We start from the raw sequence: 15,540 nt of genomic DNA on the forward strand, positions 1-15,540 counted from the left end.
ATACTATTCTATTTCATGCATATGAAATTTTAAAAACTATTTATTCATCGTACTTTCAAAATAAAATTCTCTTTATTCAATCCTGAAGTATGATACTGCCAATTGATGGTAATAATTTCAGAAAGCACCTTTTTCAATGCTTCAAAAGTATCCGGTTTTCTCATATAGATATGGGCTCCTTTTACAAAAATTTCTTCTATCTCATTTTCCGGAATCTGCTCAGAATAGACAGCCGTTACGAGATTGCTGAATTTCGTTTTCGATCTGATCTCTTCTACACAGTCTATGCTGCTTTTTCCAGGTAGTGTATATGTCATAAAGATAACTTCCGGAACGACAGCGTCCTCATTGTTCAGGTAATCCATCGCATCCTTCCCATTGCTGAAACATTGAACTTTTATAGGAATCTTAAGCGCTTTAAATATATTCTTAAAAAAAATTAAAGTGTTTTCATCGTTATCTGCCACTATTACGTTCAGAAATTCTTTATTCATACTGCATTTTAACGTTTGTTACTGTGCTCTGGGCTCTTCTTCTTTTTCCTATAATTTTTTGAAACTGGGAGGGCGTGATTCCCGTTGTATTTTTAAACTGTGTACTCAGATGTGCTACACTTGAATAATTCAATTTATGAGCAATTTCGGTAAGGCTCTGCTTATTTCTTATAATCAATGCTTTTGCATGTTCTATTTTCTGCAGAATAATAAAGTTCTCTATGGAAGTAAATGCCACTTCTGAAAAAAGATTAGACAGATATCCATAGCTGTGATTTAGTTTTTCAGAAATATAAATGGATGCTTTTACGGGGATAATCTCGTCACAAAAAACAAGTTCTACGATGGCATCTTTTATTTTCTGTACCAAAGCTGTCTTTTGGCTTTCTATAATCTCAATACCGTACTCTCCCAGATTTTTCTTAAAAAGGGTATTCTGTTCCTGTGTCAAAGGTTCATAGAATTCGACCTCACCGAAGTTCAGCAACCGGTATTTCAACCCATGCTCTTTAAGCTTTTCGTCCAACACCTTTTTGCAAAGGGCATTGAAATCAAATTTTACATACATTTTCATCCTAGTATAAGTAAACCGATTTTTTAGTAAATATAATGATTTATTTCAATTAAATGTGAAATAGCCTTTATTTTTTTAATTTTCATTAGCACAAAAAAAAACTCCTGTATTCTTACATACAGGAATTTAAACACTAAGGATGAAAAAAATATACTGATAAAAAGCTGAAAAGCTAGAAACCAAGCATATGAATGTATTATTATAAGTGATTTGGTTCTGAAGCAAAGATGATTTAAAAAAACAAATCACCCGTTATAGAATTACAGGATAAAGTTATAAAATTTTAAGTCAATTATTTGTGAATTAGAAATTCCATGAGGTAATCATCCATTACAAAACCATTGCCAATATCGAAAACACCTTCGTCATAAACCCTGTATCCCTGGGCCTCGTAGAAGTTTCTAGCGGCATTGAACTTATTGACATTCAAGATAATTCTGCTATCCCCACTCTCGTCCACCTTTTCAGTCAGAAACTCAAGAGCTCTTTTGCCCAAACCTTTTCCCTTACTTTCAGGAATTAAGTAGATCCGGTGAAGTTTGGTGGTTTTTTCTTCATAATGAAGTTCATATCCAATAAAGCCCTCATAAGCGTCATGATCTGTATCCTGGATGAGGTAGTAATGATAATTCGGGTTGTGAAGCTGGGTTCCGATTTCCTTTTCAGAATACATTTCGGAAAGCATATAATCCATTTGCTCCTGGGAAAGGATCTCTGCATATGCATTTTCCCAGGATCGCCTGGCTAACTCCTGAATCATGGGGATATCCCCTGCTGTCGCTTGTATTAATTTCATATTTGTAGGTTGTTATGATTAAAAAAAGTGAAAAGACTAAACTTTTCACTTTTCTATATTTTTGATAGTAAATAGCCAGTTATGCTTTGCAAAAGGCATTACACAAATGGCGTCTCTACATTAAATGCTCGTCATTTCAGCCTTAATTTTTGCATAAAGCCCCTCTGAAGCAGGAACCAAAGGTAATCTCAGATAGTTTTTAATAATTCCTTTTTCAGCCAATACTACTTTAATTCCGCAAGGGTTACCCTCTGCAAAAATCAGACGGGTAATCTCCACCAGTTTATTGTGGATTTCGTAGGCCTCTTTTACTTTGCCCTCGAAGGCAAGCTGTACCATCGTGGAGAATTCTTTGGGATACCCCTGCCCGATCACAGAGATCACTCCGTTTCCACCTGCCAGTGTTACCGGTAGTGTATATTCGTCGTCTCCGGAAACCAAGGAAAAGCCTTCAGGCTTCTTTCTCAGGATATCAAAATATTGTAAGATATTGGGAGCCGCTTCCTTGATCATGAACAAATTAGGGAATTCATTGGCGAGGCGAATAGTCGTATCTGCGTCTACGCTTTGTCCTGTTCTGGACGGCACATTATAGATGATAATTTTTTTCCCGGTGGAAGCCAATACTTTATAATGCTGATAAAGGCCTTCCTGATTAGGTTTATTATAATATGGAGATACAGAAAGCACGGCTTCAAAAGCAGAAAGATCTGCCTCTTCGATCTGTTTCTTGACTTCAAGGGTATTATTGCCGCCAATGCCTAATACTAAAGGAAGACGTTTATTATTTACCTTAATGATGTGCTCAATTACCTGTTTCTTTTCATCATCAGAAAGCGTAGCGGCTTCTGCCGTAGTTCCTAATACTACCAAATAATTGGTTCCGTTTTCAATATTGTATTCCACGAGTTTTGTCAAACTGTCGAAGTCAACGGATAAATCTTCATTAAAGGGCGTTACCAAAGCAACACCTACTCCTTTTAAAATGCTCATCTGTTCAAATTATTTTTGTCAAATTTAATGATTTACGGTAAGAATTTGTAATAAATAATAATGTTTTATTATACATATAGTTATATTTGCATATACTAAAAAAGATATTGTGAAATCGGATGACTGAAGTTGTTTACCAAAACAATGAAAAAACAGACGATTGTATATGATCTTTACAAAAATAATTTGCAACATATGAAAAATAAATTCTTGTTATTAGGAATTGCTTTGGCATCCCTTACAGCATGCAAAACAGCTTCCACGCTGCAGCTTGCCAATGTGGAGCCCCAGAAAAATATTTCTATTAATAATGAGCTAAAAAATGATGAGGAGTTTGTAAAATTTATAGAGCCTTACAAGCTAAAACTTGATAAAGAAATGAACCAGAAGATCTCCCATACCAATGTAGATCTTACAAAGCAGGGTGATAACAGCAATCTGGGTAATCTTTTGGCTGATTATACGTTTGAAGGAGGTGATGTATGGACCAAGACCCATCTGAAGCAAAACGTAGATGCGGCATTAATTAACATTGGGGGCATCCGTACTACAATTGGAAAAGGAGATATCCTTCTTAAAAACCTGTTTGAAGTAATGCCTTTCGAGAATGAACTTATTATCGTTAAAATGAAAGGCTCAGATCTGGTGGGACTTTTTGAATATTACGCCAAAACCCAGGTAAATAATCCTGTTTCCCATTTATACATTGAAACAAAAGAGGGACAATCTTCAAAGTCTTTAATCAACGGAAAGGCCATTGATACGGCTAAGGATTATTATATTGCCACATCCGACTATCTGGCACTAGGAGGTGATAATATGAAATTCTTTTCCAAAGGAGAATCTATCCCCACAGGGATCAAACTAAGGGATCTTTATATTGACTATTTCAAAAAAAATCCTGAAATACTTCCAGCTACAGACGTTCGTTTAAATTTTATCGGTAAAAAGTAATGAATAGAAAAAGTTTTTTAAAAGCAATAGGCGGTGGAACTTTAGCAATGGCTTTGGCTCCCAATATGATGATGGCGGAAGAACTAAAAGTTCTTAATTTACAATCCGCAAATAAGCTCACTATTCTTCATACCAACGACCAGCATAGCAGAATAGAGCCTTTCGATGCCAGCTATACGAGAAATCCCAATCAGGGAGGTTTCGCGAGAAGGGCTAGCTTAATTCAACAGATCAGGAGCCAGGAAAGCAATGTGCTGCTTCTTGACTCAGGGGATATCTTTCAGGGAACCCCATATTTCAATTTTTTCGGTGGCGAGCTGGAATTTAAGCTGATGTCTATGATGAAATATGATGCCTCTACCATGGGAAATCATGATTTTGACAATGGACTGGACGGGTTTGCAAAGGTTCTTCCTAACGCAAAGTTTCCTTTTATCTGTTCCAACTATGATTTTAAAAATACAGTTCTTGACGGCAAAACATCTGCCTATAAGATCTTTGATAAAAACGGGATTAAGGTGGGAATTTTCGGCGTCGGGATTCAGCTGGATGGTCTTGTGGGCAAAAAGCAATATGGAGAAACTGTTTATTCAAATCCGATAGAAGTTGCCCAGCATTATTCCGATTTTCTGAAAAAAGAAAAGAAGTGTGATCTTGTGATCTGTCTGTCGCATATCGGATATGATTATAAAGATGAACCTAATAAAATAAGCGATAAAATTTTAGCCGCCAGCACAGAAAACATTGACGTTATCTTAGGCGGTCACACCCATACCTTCTTACCGGAACCTCAATCTTTCACCAACAGACAGGGTAAAAATGTTCTGGTTAATCAGGTGGGATGGGCAGGTCTACTTTTAGGAAGAATAGATTTTTACTTTGACCTCAATAAAAACATAAAGCATATATCCTGGAACAATCAGGCAATAGACAGCAGCATAACCGTATAATATGAAAAAACTCTCTATAATTTCACTTGGTATTTTAGCAGCCTTTCAGTTGACAAAAGCTCAGGTCATTTCTTCAAAAAAATGGGCCGACCTTTTTTCCTACAACAATGTCTTAGCAATGAAAGAAGACAATGGAAAAATAATAGCAGCTACAGAAAACGGAATATTTTATTATACCATATCGAGCGGAGAGGTTACAAAACTGTCTAAGGCCAATGGCCTTCATAATGTGGGCATTACCGCTTTTGATTATGATCCGAAAACCAAAACAGGAATTATCGGGTACGAAAACGGTTCCCTGGATGTGATTACATCCAACGAAATTAAATATATCGTGGACATCCCTATTGCAGCCGGATATAACGGAAACAAAAAGGTTAACCACATTTCCATTACGGGCGATCAGGCTGTTATCTCCGTAGGCTATGGAGTTTCTATATTTAATGTAAAGAAAAAAGAATTCGGGGATTCTGCATTTTTTCTGAAAGCCGGGGTATATGAAGCCAGCAATGAGGCGACAATATTTGGAAACAAGGTGTATTCTGTAACAAATACCGGACTGAAAAGCCACGAATTAAATACGACGTTCCCGGTATTTTCTACCTGGACTACGGAAGTTCCAGGTTCATTCAAACATATTGATTCTGATGCTGAACTTGTGTATTCTTCTGCTACTGCAGCGTATATTTACAATAACGGAACCCCAATGCAGCTTCCGACCACTTTTGGCAACATTAATGATCTTGTCATAAGCCCTAACAATATTGTTGTTACAGATAACCGGATTTACACCTATGGTACCAACGGGGTATCCTTGAACGCGATAAGTCTTGGGGAAGACTGCAATACGGCAATTATGGCCGGAGGAAAAATATTCGGAGGAACAATGTTGTCCGGAATAAAGGACGAAGGAAATAACACTTACAAACCTTCAGGACCTTATTTCAATTTTGCCTATAACATTAATCTTTATGATAATAACCAACTATTAGTATCCACCGGAGGACGATCAGACCGTTACAATTTCCCTGTGGATAATCCTAAAAAGCCGGGGTTTTATTATTTCAACGGAACAGAATGGATCTATTCTTCTTATTTCCGGGAGAAAAAACTGAATGAAATCAACATATTGGATGCCATCATCAATCCTATTGACAACAGTGAAGTTTTCTTCACAAACTATACGTTGTTTACAATGGGAGTATATAAGATGAAATATAATGCCAGCAATAAAGATTTTGAATTTGTAAAATATTATAATCTTGGGGCCAATCCGTATTACAGAAGACCGGTAGGTCTCGCTCATGATAGTCAGAATAATGTCTTTGTCTCTTTTGGATTCAATGACGGAACGCCATCAATGGGTATTTATGATAAAGCAGCTGATGATTTTATTATTAAAAAATTTGATCTGTCAAGTGCCGGTGTCCAGAAACCTATTGTATATGAGAATATGCTATGGACCACTCTGCCGAGATCCAATAACTTATGGGTGTATGATTACAAAAATGCGACCAACCTCTCTGATGATACAGATTATATCTTGAAGGAATCCAATGGATTTGCAGGAACTTCAGGAACCTTATCTATAGCTATTGATAAGTCAGGTGATGCATGGATAGGAACCGATGCGGGTTTACGAATTTTACCAAATGCTGCCGCTGAGATCAAAACTCCGGAGCCGATGGCCAACCCCGTGATCATAGAACAGAATGGCCTGGGTGAAGAGCTTTTCAGAGATTCTGCCATACTCCAGATTGAAGTGGACGCTGGAGACTACAAGTGGGTTTCCATAGACGGAGGAGGCGTATATTATTTATCTTCTGATGGTCAGAAGACGATCAAACATTTCACAAAAGAAAACTCACCACTTCCTACCAACAGTGTTACAGACATCAAAGTAGATAAGAAAACGGGAAAAGTATACTTCGTAACCTATAATGGAATTGTAACGTATCAGGGAGATGTTGCAGACGTCACTTCCAATTTTGGAAATGTGGTGGTCTATCCTAACCCGGTCGTATATTCCAATTTTAAAGGAAAAGTGACCATTAAAGGGCTTGCAGAAAAAACGAATATAAGAATTGTAGACGCGGCTGGAAATGTAGTGCATTCCGCAGTGGCGCGAGGTGGCTATTACGAATGGGATCTTAATAATCATAAGGGAACAAGAGTAGCTTCAGGAATTTATTTTGTCCTGATGACCAATGAGGACGGATCTGATAAAGCGACAGCCAAAATAGGAGTGGTCAATTAATGAATTCACAGAACGGTTTTTTACTTTCATTTATCAAATATGGTGAGAATGATGCAGTCATGCATTGCTTTACTGAAGATGAGGGATTTCAGACTTATTTTTTAAAGGGAATCTATTCCAAAAAAAATAAAAAGAAAGCCCTGCTGCAGCCATTGAATAAGCTTAGTTTCTCGGTAAACCCTATAAAAGGCAACGGGATATCTTCTGTTTCCCGGTTCGAACTGGTAAAAAACCATGACATTTATACTGATATCAAGGCAAATACCGTTATTTTTTTTATTTCTGATTTTTTAAGCCAGATCCTTAAATACGAAAATAAGAATACCAGCATCTATCTCAGTATCGATGCATTTATGAACGAGCTTACCCATAAAAACTATCAGGCTCACCTACTTTTTTTAATGGTTATTTTAAAAATACAGGGTGTTGCTCCACTATTGAGTGAAGGAAAATTTCTGGATCCTGAAACAGGAACTTTTACGACACATTCTACTCACCAGCTTTTCGGTGAAGAAGTTTCCCTGATATGGAAAACAGCCATGACTACTGAAAACTTCTATACCATAAAGATTCATTCCGCATTAAGGAAAGAGTTTCTAGACAGCCTTTTGGTGTATTACCACTATCACATCACTGACTTCAAAACTCCTGCATCCCTGGAAATTATACAGCAAATCTTTGAATGATAAGAAAGAAAATGAAGGCAAAAGCGCATGATGAAACATTCAGGCTTTACTGGTCATCTTTCTGATCTTTTTTATTGGCATCTTCCGGCATTTCGGTTTCAGATTCAGCCATTTCTTTTTTTGAAAACCTTGGCTGCAGGATTTTTGCAATGAGTCCGGTCCATCCTGTCTGATGCGAAGCACCTACTCCACGTCCATTGTCTCCGTGAAAATATTCATAGAACAGAATGTAATCTCTAAAATCCGGATCATTCTGAAATCTCTCGTACTGCCCGTTGACCGGTCTTTTTCCATGTTCATCTTTAAGGAAAATTTTAGCCAGTCTTTTATTCAAAGCATCAGCGATCTGATCCAGATTGGAATAGTTTCCGCTTCCTGTAGGATATTCCACGAGAAAATCGGGGCTGTAATAGAAGAAAAAGCGCTGCAGGCTGTCTATGATCAGAAAATTGATGGGAAACCATACAGGTCCGCGCCAATTGCTGTTCCCGCCAAACAGTCCACTGTCACTTTCTGCGGGAGTATACTTTACACAATAATCAATATCATTAAGATTCAGAGTATAAGGATTTTGTTCATATTCTTTAGAGAGAGCCCTTATTCCGTAATCACTCAAAAACTCATCAGGGTTTAACATCCTTTTCAGCAGCCTTTTCAACCGATGGCCACGCAATAAAGAGAGAAGGTGCTTAGAATCCTGACCTTTAACCTCCCATCTGGAAACCAATGCGGCCAGCTCGGGTTTATTGTTCAGTACCCACTCCATTCTTTTCTTAAAATTGGGAAGGTTTTCGATCATTTCATCATCGATGACCTCAACGGCAAACATGGGAATCAGCCCAACGATCGTCCTTAACCGCAGATACATATGAGTTCCGTCACTGGAAGCGATAGCATCATAAAAGAATTCATCCTGCTCATCCCAAAGACTGAATTTTTCATCACCCATATTATCCAGGGAATGGGCAATGGAAAGAAAATGCTCGAAAAACTTCATGGCCATTTCCTCATATACATTATTATATTGGGCCAGTTCCAGAGCAATCCGCATCATATTAAGGGCAAACATCGCCATCCAGCTGGTCCCGTCAGACTGCTCCAGCTGCTCGCCGTTGGGAAGCACTGAATTTCTGTCGAAGACCCCGATATTATCAAGACCCAAAAATCCTCCCTCAAAAATGTTGTTTCCATTGGTATCCTTTTTATTGACCCACCAGGTAAAATTCATCAACAGTTTCTGAAAGGCACTTTCTAAGAATCCGAGATCGGGTTTTTCTTTGAGATATTCATCAATTTTAAATACCCTGAAAACCGCCCATGCGTGCACCGGAGGATTCACATCACTGAAATTCCATTCATAGGCCGGAAGCTGTCCGTTGGGATGCATATACCATTCAAACAGAAAAAGCTTCAGCTGGTGCTTTGCAAAATCCGGATCGATGAGTGAAAAACTGATGGTGTGAAATGCCAGATCCCAGGTAGCATACCAAGGGTATTCCCACTTGTCCGGCATTGAAATAATATGTTCATTATTAAGATGCTTCCAGTCGAAATTCCTTATGGTTTCCCTAGATTTGGGTGGAGGAACCTCAGCGGGATCCCCTTTCAGCCATTTCTCAACATTGTAGTGATAAAACATTTTGTTCCAAAGCATCCCAGCAAATGCCTGCCTCTGGATCAGCTTTTCATCTTCAGATGATATTCCCTGCTGGATGTCCGCATAGAATGCCTCTGCTTCTTTTTTCCTTTCGCTAAAAGAATTATCAAAACCCCCGAAAGGATCTTTCAATTCTTTATCTGAAATTCTGAATTCGAAGGTCTTCGTTTCTTTGCCAGCGAAATTCTCATCGATAAAAAATGAAGCTTTTGTCCCTGTATTTTTAGGATTGACGGATTGCGAATTTCCGGTGGTGACAAAACTGTTGATTCCGTCTTTTGTGTATCTCGATTCATTGGCAGAAAGGTAAAGTCTCCTGTTGTTGGTTTCATTATTACAAAACAAAGTTTTTGAAGAGTGCTTTGCGTATACGTTTTTAATGTCAAGATCTTTGTGGCTCACTATGATTCGGTCTGCTTCTTCAGCAGCCAGGCTGGGCTGATAATCATCATAGCCCCAATTCCAGGTATTTCTGAACCACACGGTGGGAAGAATGATCAGGGAGGCTTCTTTTTCAGACTTGTTGACAATGGATAAGCGTACTAAAATATCCTGCTCGCTTTCTTTAGCATACTCAATAAAGATGTCAAAATATTCATTTTTATCAAAAATTCCGGTATCGATGAGCTCATATTCCGGCTCATCTTTACTTCTTTCAGCATTGGTTTTGATCAGATCATCATACGGGAATTCATTTTGAGGATATTTGTAAAGCATCTTCATGTAGGAATGGGTAGGCGTGGAATCAATGTAATAGAAATACTCCTTTACATCTTCACCGTGATTTCCCTGGCCATTGGTAAGTCCAAAGAACCGTTCCTTTACCATAGCATCTTTTTTGTTCCAAAAACCAACAGAAAACACCAGCCTCTGAAGATCATCGCAAATTCCACACAGCCCTTCCTCACCCCAACGGTAGGTTTTGGCTTCTGCCGTATCATGACTGGTATAATTCCATGCGTCGCCATTGTCACTGTAATCTTCACGTACGAGCCCCCATTCCCGGTTACTGACGTAAGGTCCCCATTTTTTCCATAAAACATCTGAAATTCTTTCTTTTTCTGACATAGATAAGATTGTTTGTACATTGTAAAAAAGGAATCATCGATCGATTGATCATAAAGCTTCACCTGAATCTTAGATCATGGACCCCAAAATTTCAAGTCCGGAAAGCCTAGCCTCCGGTAGAAAAGCTCTCAAAGGTTGTCATTCCCCCATCGACAAAAATACTGGTACCCGAAATATAGTCTGCAAGGTCACTGGCAAGAAATACTGCCAGATTTCCGATATCCTGAGGCTGCCCGATTCTGTTATAAGGGATCAGGGTAAGAAGTGACTGAAGGGCGTCTGGTGTACTCCATGCATTTTGGTTAATCGGCGTCTGAATGGCACCCGGACATATAGAATTGACACGGATTTTATCGGCTCCATATTCCTGCGCCAGGCTTTGCATCAGCATTCTGATAGCTCCTTTACTGGCGGCATAATTGGCATGCCCTGCCCAGGGAATAATTTCATGAACCGAACTTATATGGATAATTTTCCCACATGCTACAGAACGTGAAGGGTCGATTCCCCTGCGTAGAAATTCTTTAATGGCTTCCCGGGCGCATAGAAACTGGCCGGTCAGATTGACCCCTATTACAGCATTCCATTGTTCCAGAGTCATTTCAGTGAATTTCGCATCCTTTTGAATTCCGGCATTGTTGATGAGAATATCTACGGTTTGATACTCCGCGATGACCTCCTGAAACATTCTGATCACCTGATCTTCCTGAGAAACATCACACTGGTAGGTCATCCCTTTCCCGCCGGCATCGGTTATTTCTTTCAAAACGGCTTTTGCCTCGTCCTGAGATCTTGCTGAAGAATGATTGACAACAACGGTAGCACCCGCTGCCGCCAGGGATTTTGCAATTCCGGAACCTATTCCACTGGAAGCGCCGGTCACGATAGCGACCTGATTTTGAAGTGATATTTCCATAGCTTGTTATTTGATGTTACTCAAAGTTAGGGAAACAAATCAGCAGAAGAGAATTTAAGATTCTAAAATTTTATTAAAGTTTTTTGGTCATCAGGTATTGGGGCCCGCTTCTTCCGAGTCTTGTTTTTCCCTCATAAGAATATCCTGCCTGCAGATAAATATGGTAGGCGGACTCATTTTTCTGATTAACAGCCAGTACAATTTCATCACAGTGTATGAAATTCTCCCTTACAAAAACGTCCACCTGCATCATGGCGGCTTTTCCAATTCCTTTTCTCTGCATCGCAGGATTTACGGATAATGACCTTATCAGAACGGCATTTTCATTGTCGGTAAGTTCCAGCTTGTCACTTCCAAAATCCAGAACAAAAAATCCAGCGGGCCGGTCACCTTCCATGATCGTCACCGGAAAAGCATTTTGTGTCTCTCTTTTTTTAATATTTTCTAAGGCCTGCCCGGCAGTAGCAGTGAAGCGCTTCTGATCATTGTTCAACATATAATTAACTCCAGGAAAGTCCTGTGGTTGAAAAAATTGTAAGCTTATCATAATCAGTGGTGATAAATATCTTCGTACATCACCCCTGCACGGATCTCTACCGGAAGCTTATTCTCTTCCGGGACAATCGGACAGTTGTAATCATAGGCGTTATATGCACAAAAGGGATGATAAGACTGGTTAAAATCCAGAACAATGGAATCTCCTTCAGGAATTTTCAGGTCCATATATTTTCCACCACCATAGGTTTCTTTTTCATTGGTGGCATCCCTGAATGGCAGAAAAAGATAGTCTTTGTACTTTTCTTGTTTGATGAGATCCAGGCTTTGATACAAAACTACCGTATAAGGTTTATCATTGAGACTGAAAGTTGCTTTTCCATATTCCCTGTAGGATTTTGTTTTGCCCGAAGAGGTAGGCAGCTCAAAAGGTTGTGCATTTTTTGTTTTCACTAATCTCGCAATAACTCTGTATTTCGGATCATATTGAAAAAACGGATGGCCTTTAAAATTCTTGAAATTATCTCCGCGAAGAGGTGTTGTTTTTGCATTCAGGTATTCTTCATTAAGCTCCTCCTGAAATTTTTTAACTTCCATTATTTCTTTAGAGACCATCTTCTGTGAAAATCCCCATAAAGGCAGAAGTACAAAAAGAACGATATATTTTTTCATGAATTTAAATTTACAAGTAAAACTATGAATTTTTGATGGGATCAAAAGTTAAAAATATAACAAAAACTATAATCTGTTCTAAATACAATATGTTCATAATAATCTAGCATACTTTTTGAAAATCAAAGAACATGGATAGAAAAAAATTCATTAAAACGGGTGCACTGGCAATTTCAGGCTTTTACTTTCTTCAATCTGATGTACTACGAGCTGCAGCCCTGAAAGCAAACCGACAAACCGAGAAAAGAGAAGCCCCTGTTCTTATCATCGGGAGCGGATATGGAGGTGCGGTATCTGCCCTGCGCTTATGTGAAGCCGGAAAAAAGGTAATTATGCTGGAAATGGGACTTAACTGGGAAAAAGCAGGAATTCCTTTTTCCAATCTGCTGAAACCCGGGAAAAGTGCTGCGTGGCTGAAGAAAAAAAGTATTGCTCCTTTTATGAATATTTTTTCTCTAACCCCATTTACCGGCACGTTAGACAGACTTGATTTTGACCATATCAATATCTGGGTAGGAAGAGGTGTAGGCGGAGGCTCACTGGTAAACGGCGGTATGGCTGTAACCCCGAAAGAAAGTTATTTCAGAGAGGTTTTTCCGGATCTTGATGCTGAGCAATTTTACAGCTTTTACTTTCCACTGGTACAAAAGGAGCTAAAAGTAAATGTCATAGATGAGCAGTTTTTACAGGAATGCCCGTATTACAAATTCACAAGAGTGGGCGAAGAAGAAGCACATAAGGCTGGATTCAAAACCATAAGAGTACCGAATGTTTACGATTTCAAGTATATGGAAAAGGAATTCAGAAACGAGGTCCCCCGGTCAGCGCTGAATACGGAAGTGATTTATGGAAATAACCACGGCAAAAACAGTCTGGACAAAACTTACCTCCGAAAAGCCCTGGAAACCGGAAATCTTGAGATCCTCGACCTTCACCACGTACAAAATATGAAGCTGAATGATGATAAAACCTATACCGTAAGCGCTCATCATATTGATACTTCAGGGAACATCATAGCTGATAAAACATTTACTTGCAAAAAACTTATCCTGGCAGCCGGAACCATGGGAACCTTACAGCTTTTGCTCAGATCCAATGCTGTCAACGGTTTTCCTCTTCATGAAAAGGTTGGTAAAAACTGGGGGAATAACGGTAATTTTATGACGGGAAGAAACTGGGTAAAACCCTTATCCGGAGGTACGGGGTCTAAGCAGTCGACGATTCCTGTAGGAGGAGTGGACAACTGGGAAGATAAGGAACATCCTTTTTTTACCGAAATCGCTCCTTTACCCATGGGAATGGATGTGGCTACAGCTTTATATTTATTGATCAACAGGGTGGAGAAAAAAGGAGAGGTAGCTTTTGATAAGACGCGTGATATCCTTACCCTGAAATGGGATGAAAGCAATACGGTGAAAATGAGAGAAAATGCAAAATATTTTGTCAGAAAGATGAATACTGCCAATGGAGGTACAAGAAGCCATTTTCTTTTTAATAATGGTTTTGGAGCAGATATCTGTTATCATCCGCTGGGCGGTTGTGTATTGGGTGAAGCTACTGATCGTTATGGCAAAGTAAAAAATCATGACAACCTGTATGTTCTTGATGGATCATTAATCCCCGGAACCATTGGAGTGAATCCTTTTGTTACCATTACAGCCATTGCAGAATATTGTATTGAAAACTTAATCCGGCAAAACGAATTTGCTTTATAGATTACGGAATAGATTTTACCTCATTAAGATAGGTACGTACATCATTTTCGAGTTGATCAGGATAGGTAAAATCAAGCTTTTCTGCCAAAACAGTTCCTACTTCGTGAACAAGATCAGCAAATGCAAACAGAGCCCTCCAGTTCTCATCTATAGGACTTCCTGAAAAAGTGGCTTCAGTTTTACGCCATAGGTCTTCAGGCAGGTATTTTTTGAAAAGCCTTCCATGCTTGTTGGTTGTTATATTCTCCCATTGATGATCAGCAGCAATATACCATTCTATCAAAGGAACAAGATAGTCTGTTCTGAGAATATTCTCAGACATAAATTTGGCATAAAAAATATCGCCGCGTTTAAGGCACTTTGCCACATAGGTGGTATCCCACCAGAAATCATTGAGCACCTGTCGGAATTCTTTTTCTGAAGGTTGCTGTATCATCACCGCCTGGTATGTAGGAGTTTTTAAATTTCTGGTAAGATCATCTTTGTCGATTACCACCCGGTACCCAACATCCCAATCTTCCGGAAGAGTTTCTTGATTAACTTCTTCTGTAAATTCTGTTACATGGTAAAGCTTGAAGTCAACTTTCACATGATCTCTGTACAGCACCATCTTCATGGCATGCTTTCCTTCAAAGACCTCATCACCCTCCTCAATCACCGCAATTGGCTCTCCAAAAAGACTCAGCCATTCGTGATCTGCTTCATAGGGGGTTCTGTTTACAAAAATGAGCTCCACATCCAGATCGCTGAAATCATCTACAGGAGCGTAAGGGTTTACCAGTGAGCTGGTCAGAAGCACCGCACGGATGTCCGGATTATCTTCTGCCCACCGGGTAATCTGTTCCAGTTTTTCTTCTCTGACTTTCATATTTTAGAATTCTGAGATTTTCACACGGTACACATCTGAAGAATTTCTTTTGATGGATTCTACAAAAAAGCCGCCTTCTTCAGGAATTACCTCTTTAAGGTCAAAGCTTTTACAGTCTTTCGGCAGTCCGGAGAAGATCAGGGTAAACCAAAAGTCCTGCATAAAAGGGACAGGTGTCCAATACGGAGAAATGGAAATATTTTCTGCGTGGATCAATTTGCTTCTATGTTCAGACTGATTGTCAAAAAGATAGGTGGAATGCCAGATCCTGATCAGATTTCCTAAAAACGGGGATGCCGGAAAACAGCAATGCACAATGACCTGTTTCTCCTCCTGCACTTTATACTGAAGAGATTCTAAGAGTTCTTTTGCAATGACCGGCTTTACAACTACTTCTTCCACCTTATTTTTATAAAAATTATATGATAAGCAGTGAATACTGTTG

General features: G+C 39.1%; 15 protein-coding genes. 5 read left to right on the forward strand and 10 right to left on the reverse strand.

Annotation, left to right across the window (positions count from 1 at the left end; all coding sequences use genetic code 11):
* Nucleotides 1–44: 44 nt before the first annotated feature.
* From DRF67_RS06535 to dapA, 4 genes are all read right to left on the reverse strand, one after another.
* Nucleotides 45–494: a response regulator gene (locus tag DRF67_RS06535; RefSeq protein WP_115927508.1), complete on the reverse strand. Its 450-nt coding sequence runs from the start codon at nt 492–494 to the stop codon at nt 45–47.
* The gene (locus tag DRF67_RS06540) at nt 487–1,068 is read right to left on the reverse strand and encodes a helix-turn-helix domain-containing protein (RefSeq protein WP_115927509.1); all 582 of its coding nucleotides are present in this window, start codon (nt 1,066–1,068) and stop codon (nt 487–489) included. Before DRF67_RS06540 ends, DRF67_RS06535 begins: the two co-directional genes overlap by 8 nt.
* A gap of 292 nt (nt 1,069–1,360) precedes the next feature.
* Nucleotides 1,361–1,864 (reverse strand): GNAT family N-acetyltransferase, encoded by a 504-nt coding sequence (locus tag DRF67_RS06545; protein WP_115927510.1) that lies wholly within the window; start codon nt 1,862–1,864, stop codon nt 1,361–1,363.
* A 120-nt stretch (nt 1,865–1,984) separates the two neighbouring features.
* Complete coding sequence (dapA, locus tag DRF67_RS06550; protein ID WP_115927511.1) at nt 1,985–2,857, reverse strand: 4-hydroxy-tetrahydrodipicolinate synthase; 873 nt, start codon at nt 2,855–2,857, stop codon at nt 1,985–1,987.
* A 195-nt stretch (nt 2,858–3,052) separates the two neighbouring features.
* On the opposite strand from dapA, the gene DRF67_RS06555 reads away from it, so the two are divergent.
* The 4 genes from DRF67_RS06555 to recO are packed head-to-tail and all read left to right on the forward strand — an operon-like array spanning nt 3,053 to nt 7,704.
* On the forward strand, nt 3,053–3,811 hold the full coding sequence (locus DRF67_RS06555; RefSeq protein ID WP_115927663.1) for a 5'-nucleotidase C-terminal domain-containing protein: 759 nt from the start codon (nt 3,053–3,055) through the stop codon (nt 3,809–3,811).
* On the forward strand, nt 3,811–4,761 hold the full coding sequence (locus tag DRF67_RS06560; protein ID WP_115927512.1) for a bifunctional metallophosphatase/5'-nucleotidase: 951 nt from the start codon (nt 3,811–3,813) through the stop codon (nt 4,759–4,761). Before DRF67_RS06555 ends, DRF67_RS06560 begins: the two co-directional genes overlap by 1 nt.
* A gap of 1 nt (nt 4,762) precedes the next feature.
* Nucleotides 4,763–7,018, forward strand: a complete 2,256-nt coding sequence (porZ, locus tag DRF67_RS06565; protein ID WP_185142069.1) for a type IX secretion system anionic LPS delivery protein PorZ — start codon at nt 4,763–4,765, stop codon at nt 7,016–7,018.
* Nucleotides 7,018–7,704 carry a DNA repair protein RecO gene (gene recO / locus DRF67_RS06570; RefSeq protein ID WP_115927513.1) on the forward strand — a complete coding sequence of 229 codons (687 nt, stop codon included), beginning with the start codon at nt 7,018–7,020 and terminating at the stop codon, nt 7,702–7,704. The genes porZ and recO overlap by 1 nt, the downstream gene beginning before the upstream one ends.
* 46 nt (nt 7,705–7,750) lie before the next feature.
* On the opposite strand, the gene DRF67_RS06575 is transcribed toward recO, so the two are convergent.
* The 4 genes from DRF67_RS06575 to DRF67_RS06590 all read right to left on the reverse strand — a co-directional run bounded on the left by DRF67_RS06575 (nt 7,751) and on the right by DRF67_RS06590 (nt 12,512).
* A complete protein-coding gene (locus DRF67_RS06575; protein WP_115927514.1) occupies nt 7,751–10,429 on the reverse strand; it encodes an MGH1-like glycoside hydrolase domain-containing protein in 2,679 nt (892 codons plus the stop codon).
* A 106-nt stretch (nt 10,430–10,535) separates the two neighbouring features.
* Nucleotides 10,536–11,345 carry a glucose 1-dehydrogenase gene (locus tag DRF67_RS06580; RefSeq protein WP_115927515.1) on the reverse strand — a complete coding sequence of 270 codons (810 nt, stop codon included), beginning with the start codon at nt 11,343–11,345 and terminating at the stop codon, nt 10,536–10,538.
* Between the two features lie 73 nt (nt 11,346–11,418).
* The gene (locus DRF67_RS06585) at nt 11,419–11,841 is read right to left on the reverse strand and encodes a GNAT family N-acetyltransferase (RefSeq protein WP_228435752.1); all 423 of its coding nucleotides are present in this window, start codon (nt 11,839–11,841) and stop codon (nt 11,419–11,421) included.
* 53 nt (nt 11,842–11,894) lie between these two features.
* The gene (locus DRF67_RS06590) at nt 11,895–12,512 is read right to left on the reverse strand and encodes a DUF1684 domain-containing protein (RefSeq protein ID WP_115927517.1); all 618 of its coding nucleotides are present in this window, start codon (nt 12,510–12,512) and stop codon (nt 11,895–11,897) included.
* Nucleotides 12,513–12,643: 131 nt separating this feature from the next.
* On the opposite strand from DRF67_RS06590, the gene DRF67_RS06595 reads away from it, so the two are divergent.
* Nucleotides 12,644–14,227 (forward strand): GMC family oxidoreductase N-terminal domain-containing protein, encoded by a 1,584-nt coding sequence (locus DRF67_RS06595; protein WP_115927518.1) that lies wholly within the window; start codon nt 12,644–12,646, stop codon nt 14,225–14,227.
* 1 nt (nt 14,228) lies between these two features.
* Here the strand turns inward: DRF67_RS06595 and DRF67_RS06600 are convergent, their stop codons facing one another.
* Together DRF67_RS06600 and DRF67_RS06605 are read right to left on the reverse strand one after the other, a co-directional pair.
* Entirely contained in the window at nt 14,229–15,095 is an 867-nt protein-coding gene (locus DRF67_RS06600) for an AadS family aminoglycoside 6-adenylyltransferase (protein WP_115927519.1), read from the reverse strand.
* 3 nt (nt 15,096–15,098) lie between these two features.
* Nucleotides 15,099–15,497, reverse strand: a complete 399-nt coding sequence (locus tag DRF67_RS06605) for a hypothetical protein (RefSeq protein ID WP_115927520.1) — start codon at nt 15,495–15,497, stop codon at nt 15,099–15,101.
* Nucleotides 15,498–15,540 lie beyond the last annotated feature (43 nt).

The sequence above is a fragment of the Chryseobacterium pennipullorum genome, assembly GCF_003384725.1.
Lineage (GTDB): Bacteria > Bacteroidota > Bacteroidia > Flavobacteriales > Weeksellaceae > Chryseobacterium > Chryseobacterium pennipullorum.

Bases quoted from the DNA above. Each gene is read 5' to 3' on its own strand.
- dapA (WP_115927511.1), bottom strand. From the start codon at position 2,857: ATGAGCATTTTAAAAGGAGTAGGTGTTGCTTTGGTAACGCCCTTTAAT.
- DRF67_RS06595 (WP_115927518.1), top strand. From the start codon at position 12,644: ATGGATAGAAAAAAATTCATTAAAACGGGTGCACTGGCAATTTCAGGC.
- DRF67_RS06580 (WP_115927515.1), bottom strand. From the start codon at position 11,345: ATGGAAATATCACTTCAAAATCAGGTCGCTATCGTGACCGGCGCTTCC.
- DRF67_RS06540 (WP_115927509.1), bottom strand. From the start codon at position 1,068: ATGAAAATGTATGTAAAATTTGATTTCAATGCCCTTTGCAAAAAGGTG.
- DRF67_RS06575 (WP_115927514.1), bottom strand. From the start codon at position 10,429: ATGTCAGAAAAAGAAAGAATTTCAGATGTTTTATGGAAAAAATGGGGA.
- DRF67_RS06555 (WP_115927663.1), top strand. From the start codon at position 3,053: ATGAAAAATAAATTCTTGTTATTAGGAATTGCTTTGGCATCCCTTACA.
- DRF67_RS06535 (WP_115927508.1), bottom strand. From the start codon at position 494: ATGAATAAAGAATTTCTGAACGTAATAGTGGCAGATAACGATGAAAAC.
- DRF67_RS06545 (WP_115927510.1), bottom strand. From the start codon at position 1,864: ATGAAATTAATACAAGCGACAGCAGGGGATATCCCCATGATTCAGGAG.
- DRF67_RS06585 (WP_228435752.1), bottom strand. From the start codon at position 11,841: ATGTTGAACAATGATCAGAAGCGCTTCACTGCTACTGCCGGGCAGGCC.
- DRF67_RS06560 (WP_115927512.1), top strand. From the start codon at position 3,811: ATGAATAGAAAAAGTTTTTTAAAAGCAATAGGCGGTGGAACTTTAGCA.
- DRF67_RS06590 (WP_115927517.1), bottom strand. From the start codon at position 12,512: ATGAAAAAATATATCGTTCTTTTTGTACTTCTGCCTTTATGGGGATTT.
- porZ (WP_185142069.1), top strand. From the start codon at position 4,763: ATGAAAAAACTCTCTATAATTTCACTTGGTATTTTAGCAGCCTTTCAG.
- recO (WP_115927513.1), top strand. From the start codon at position 7,018: ATGAATTCACAGAACGGTTTTTTACTTTCATTTATCAAATATGGTGAG.
- DRF67_RS06600 (WP_115927519.1), bottom strand. From the start codon at position 15,095: ATGAAAGTCAGAGAAGAAAAACTGGAACAGATTACCCGGTGGGCAGAA.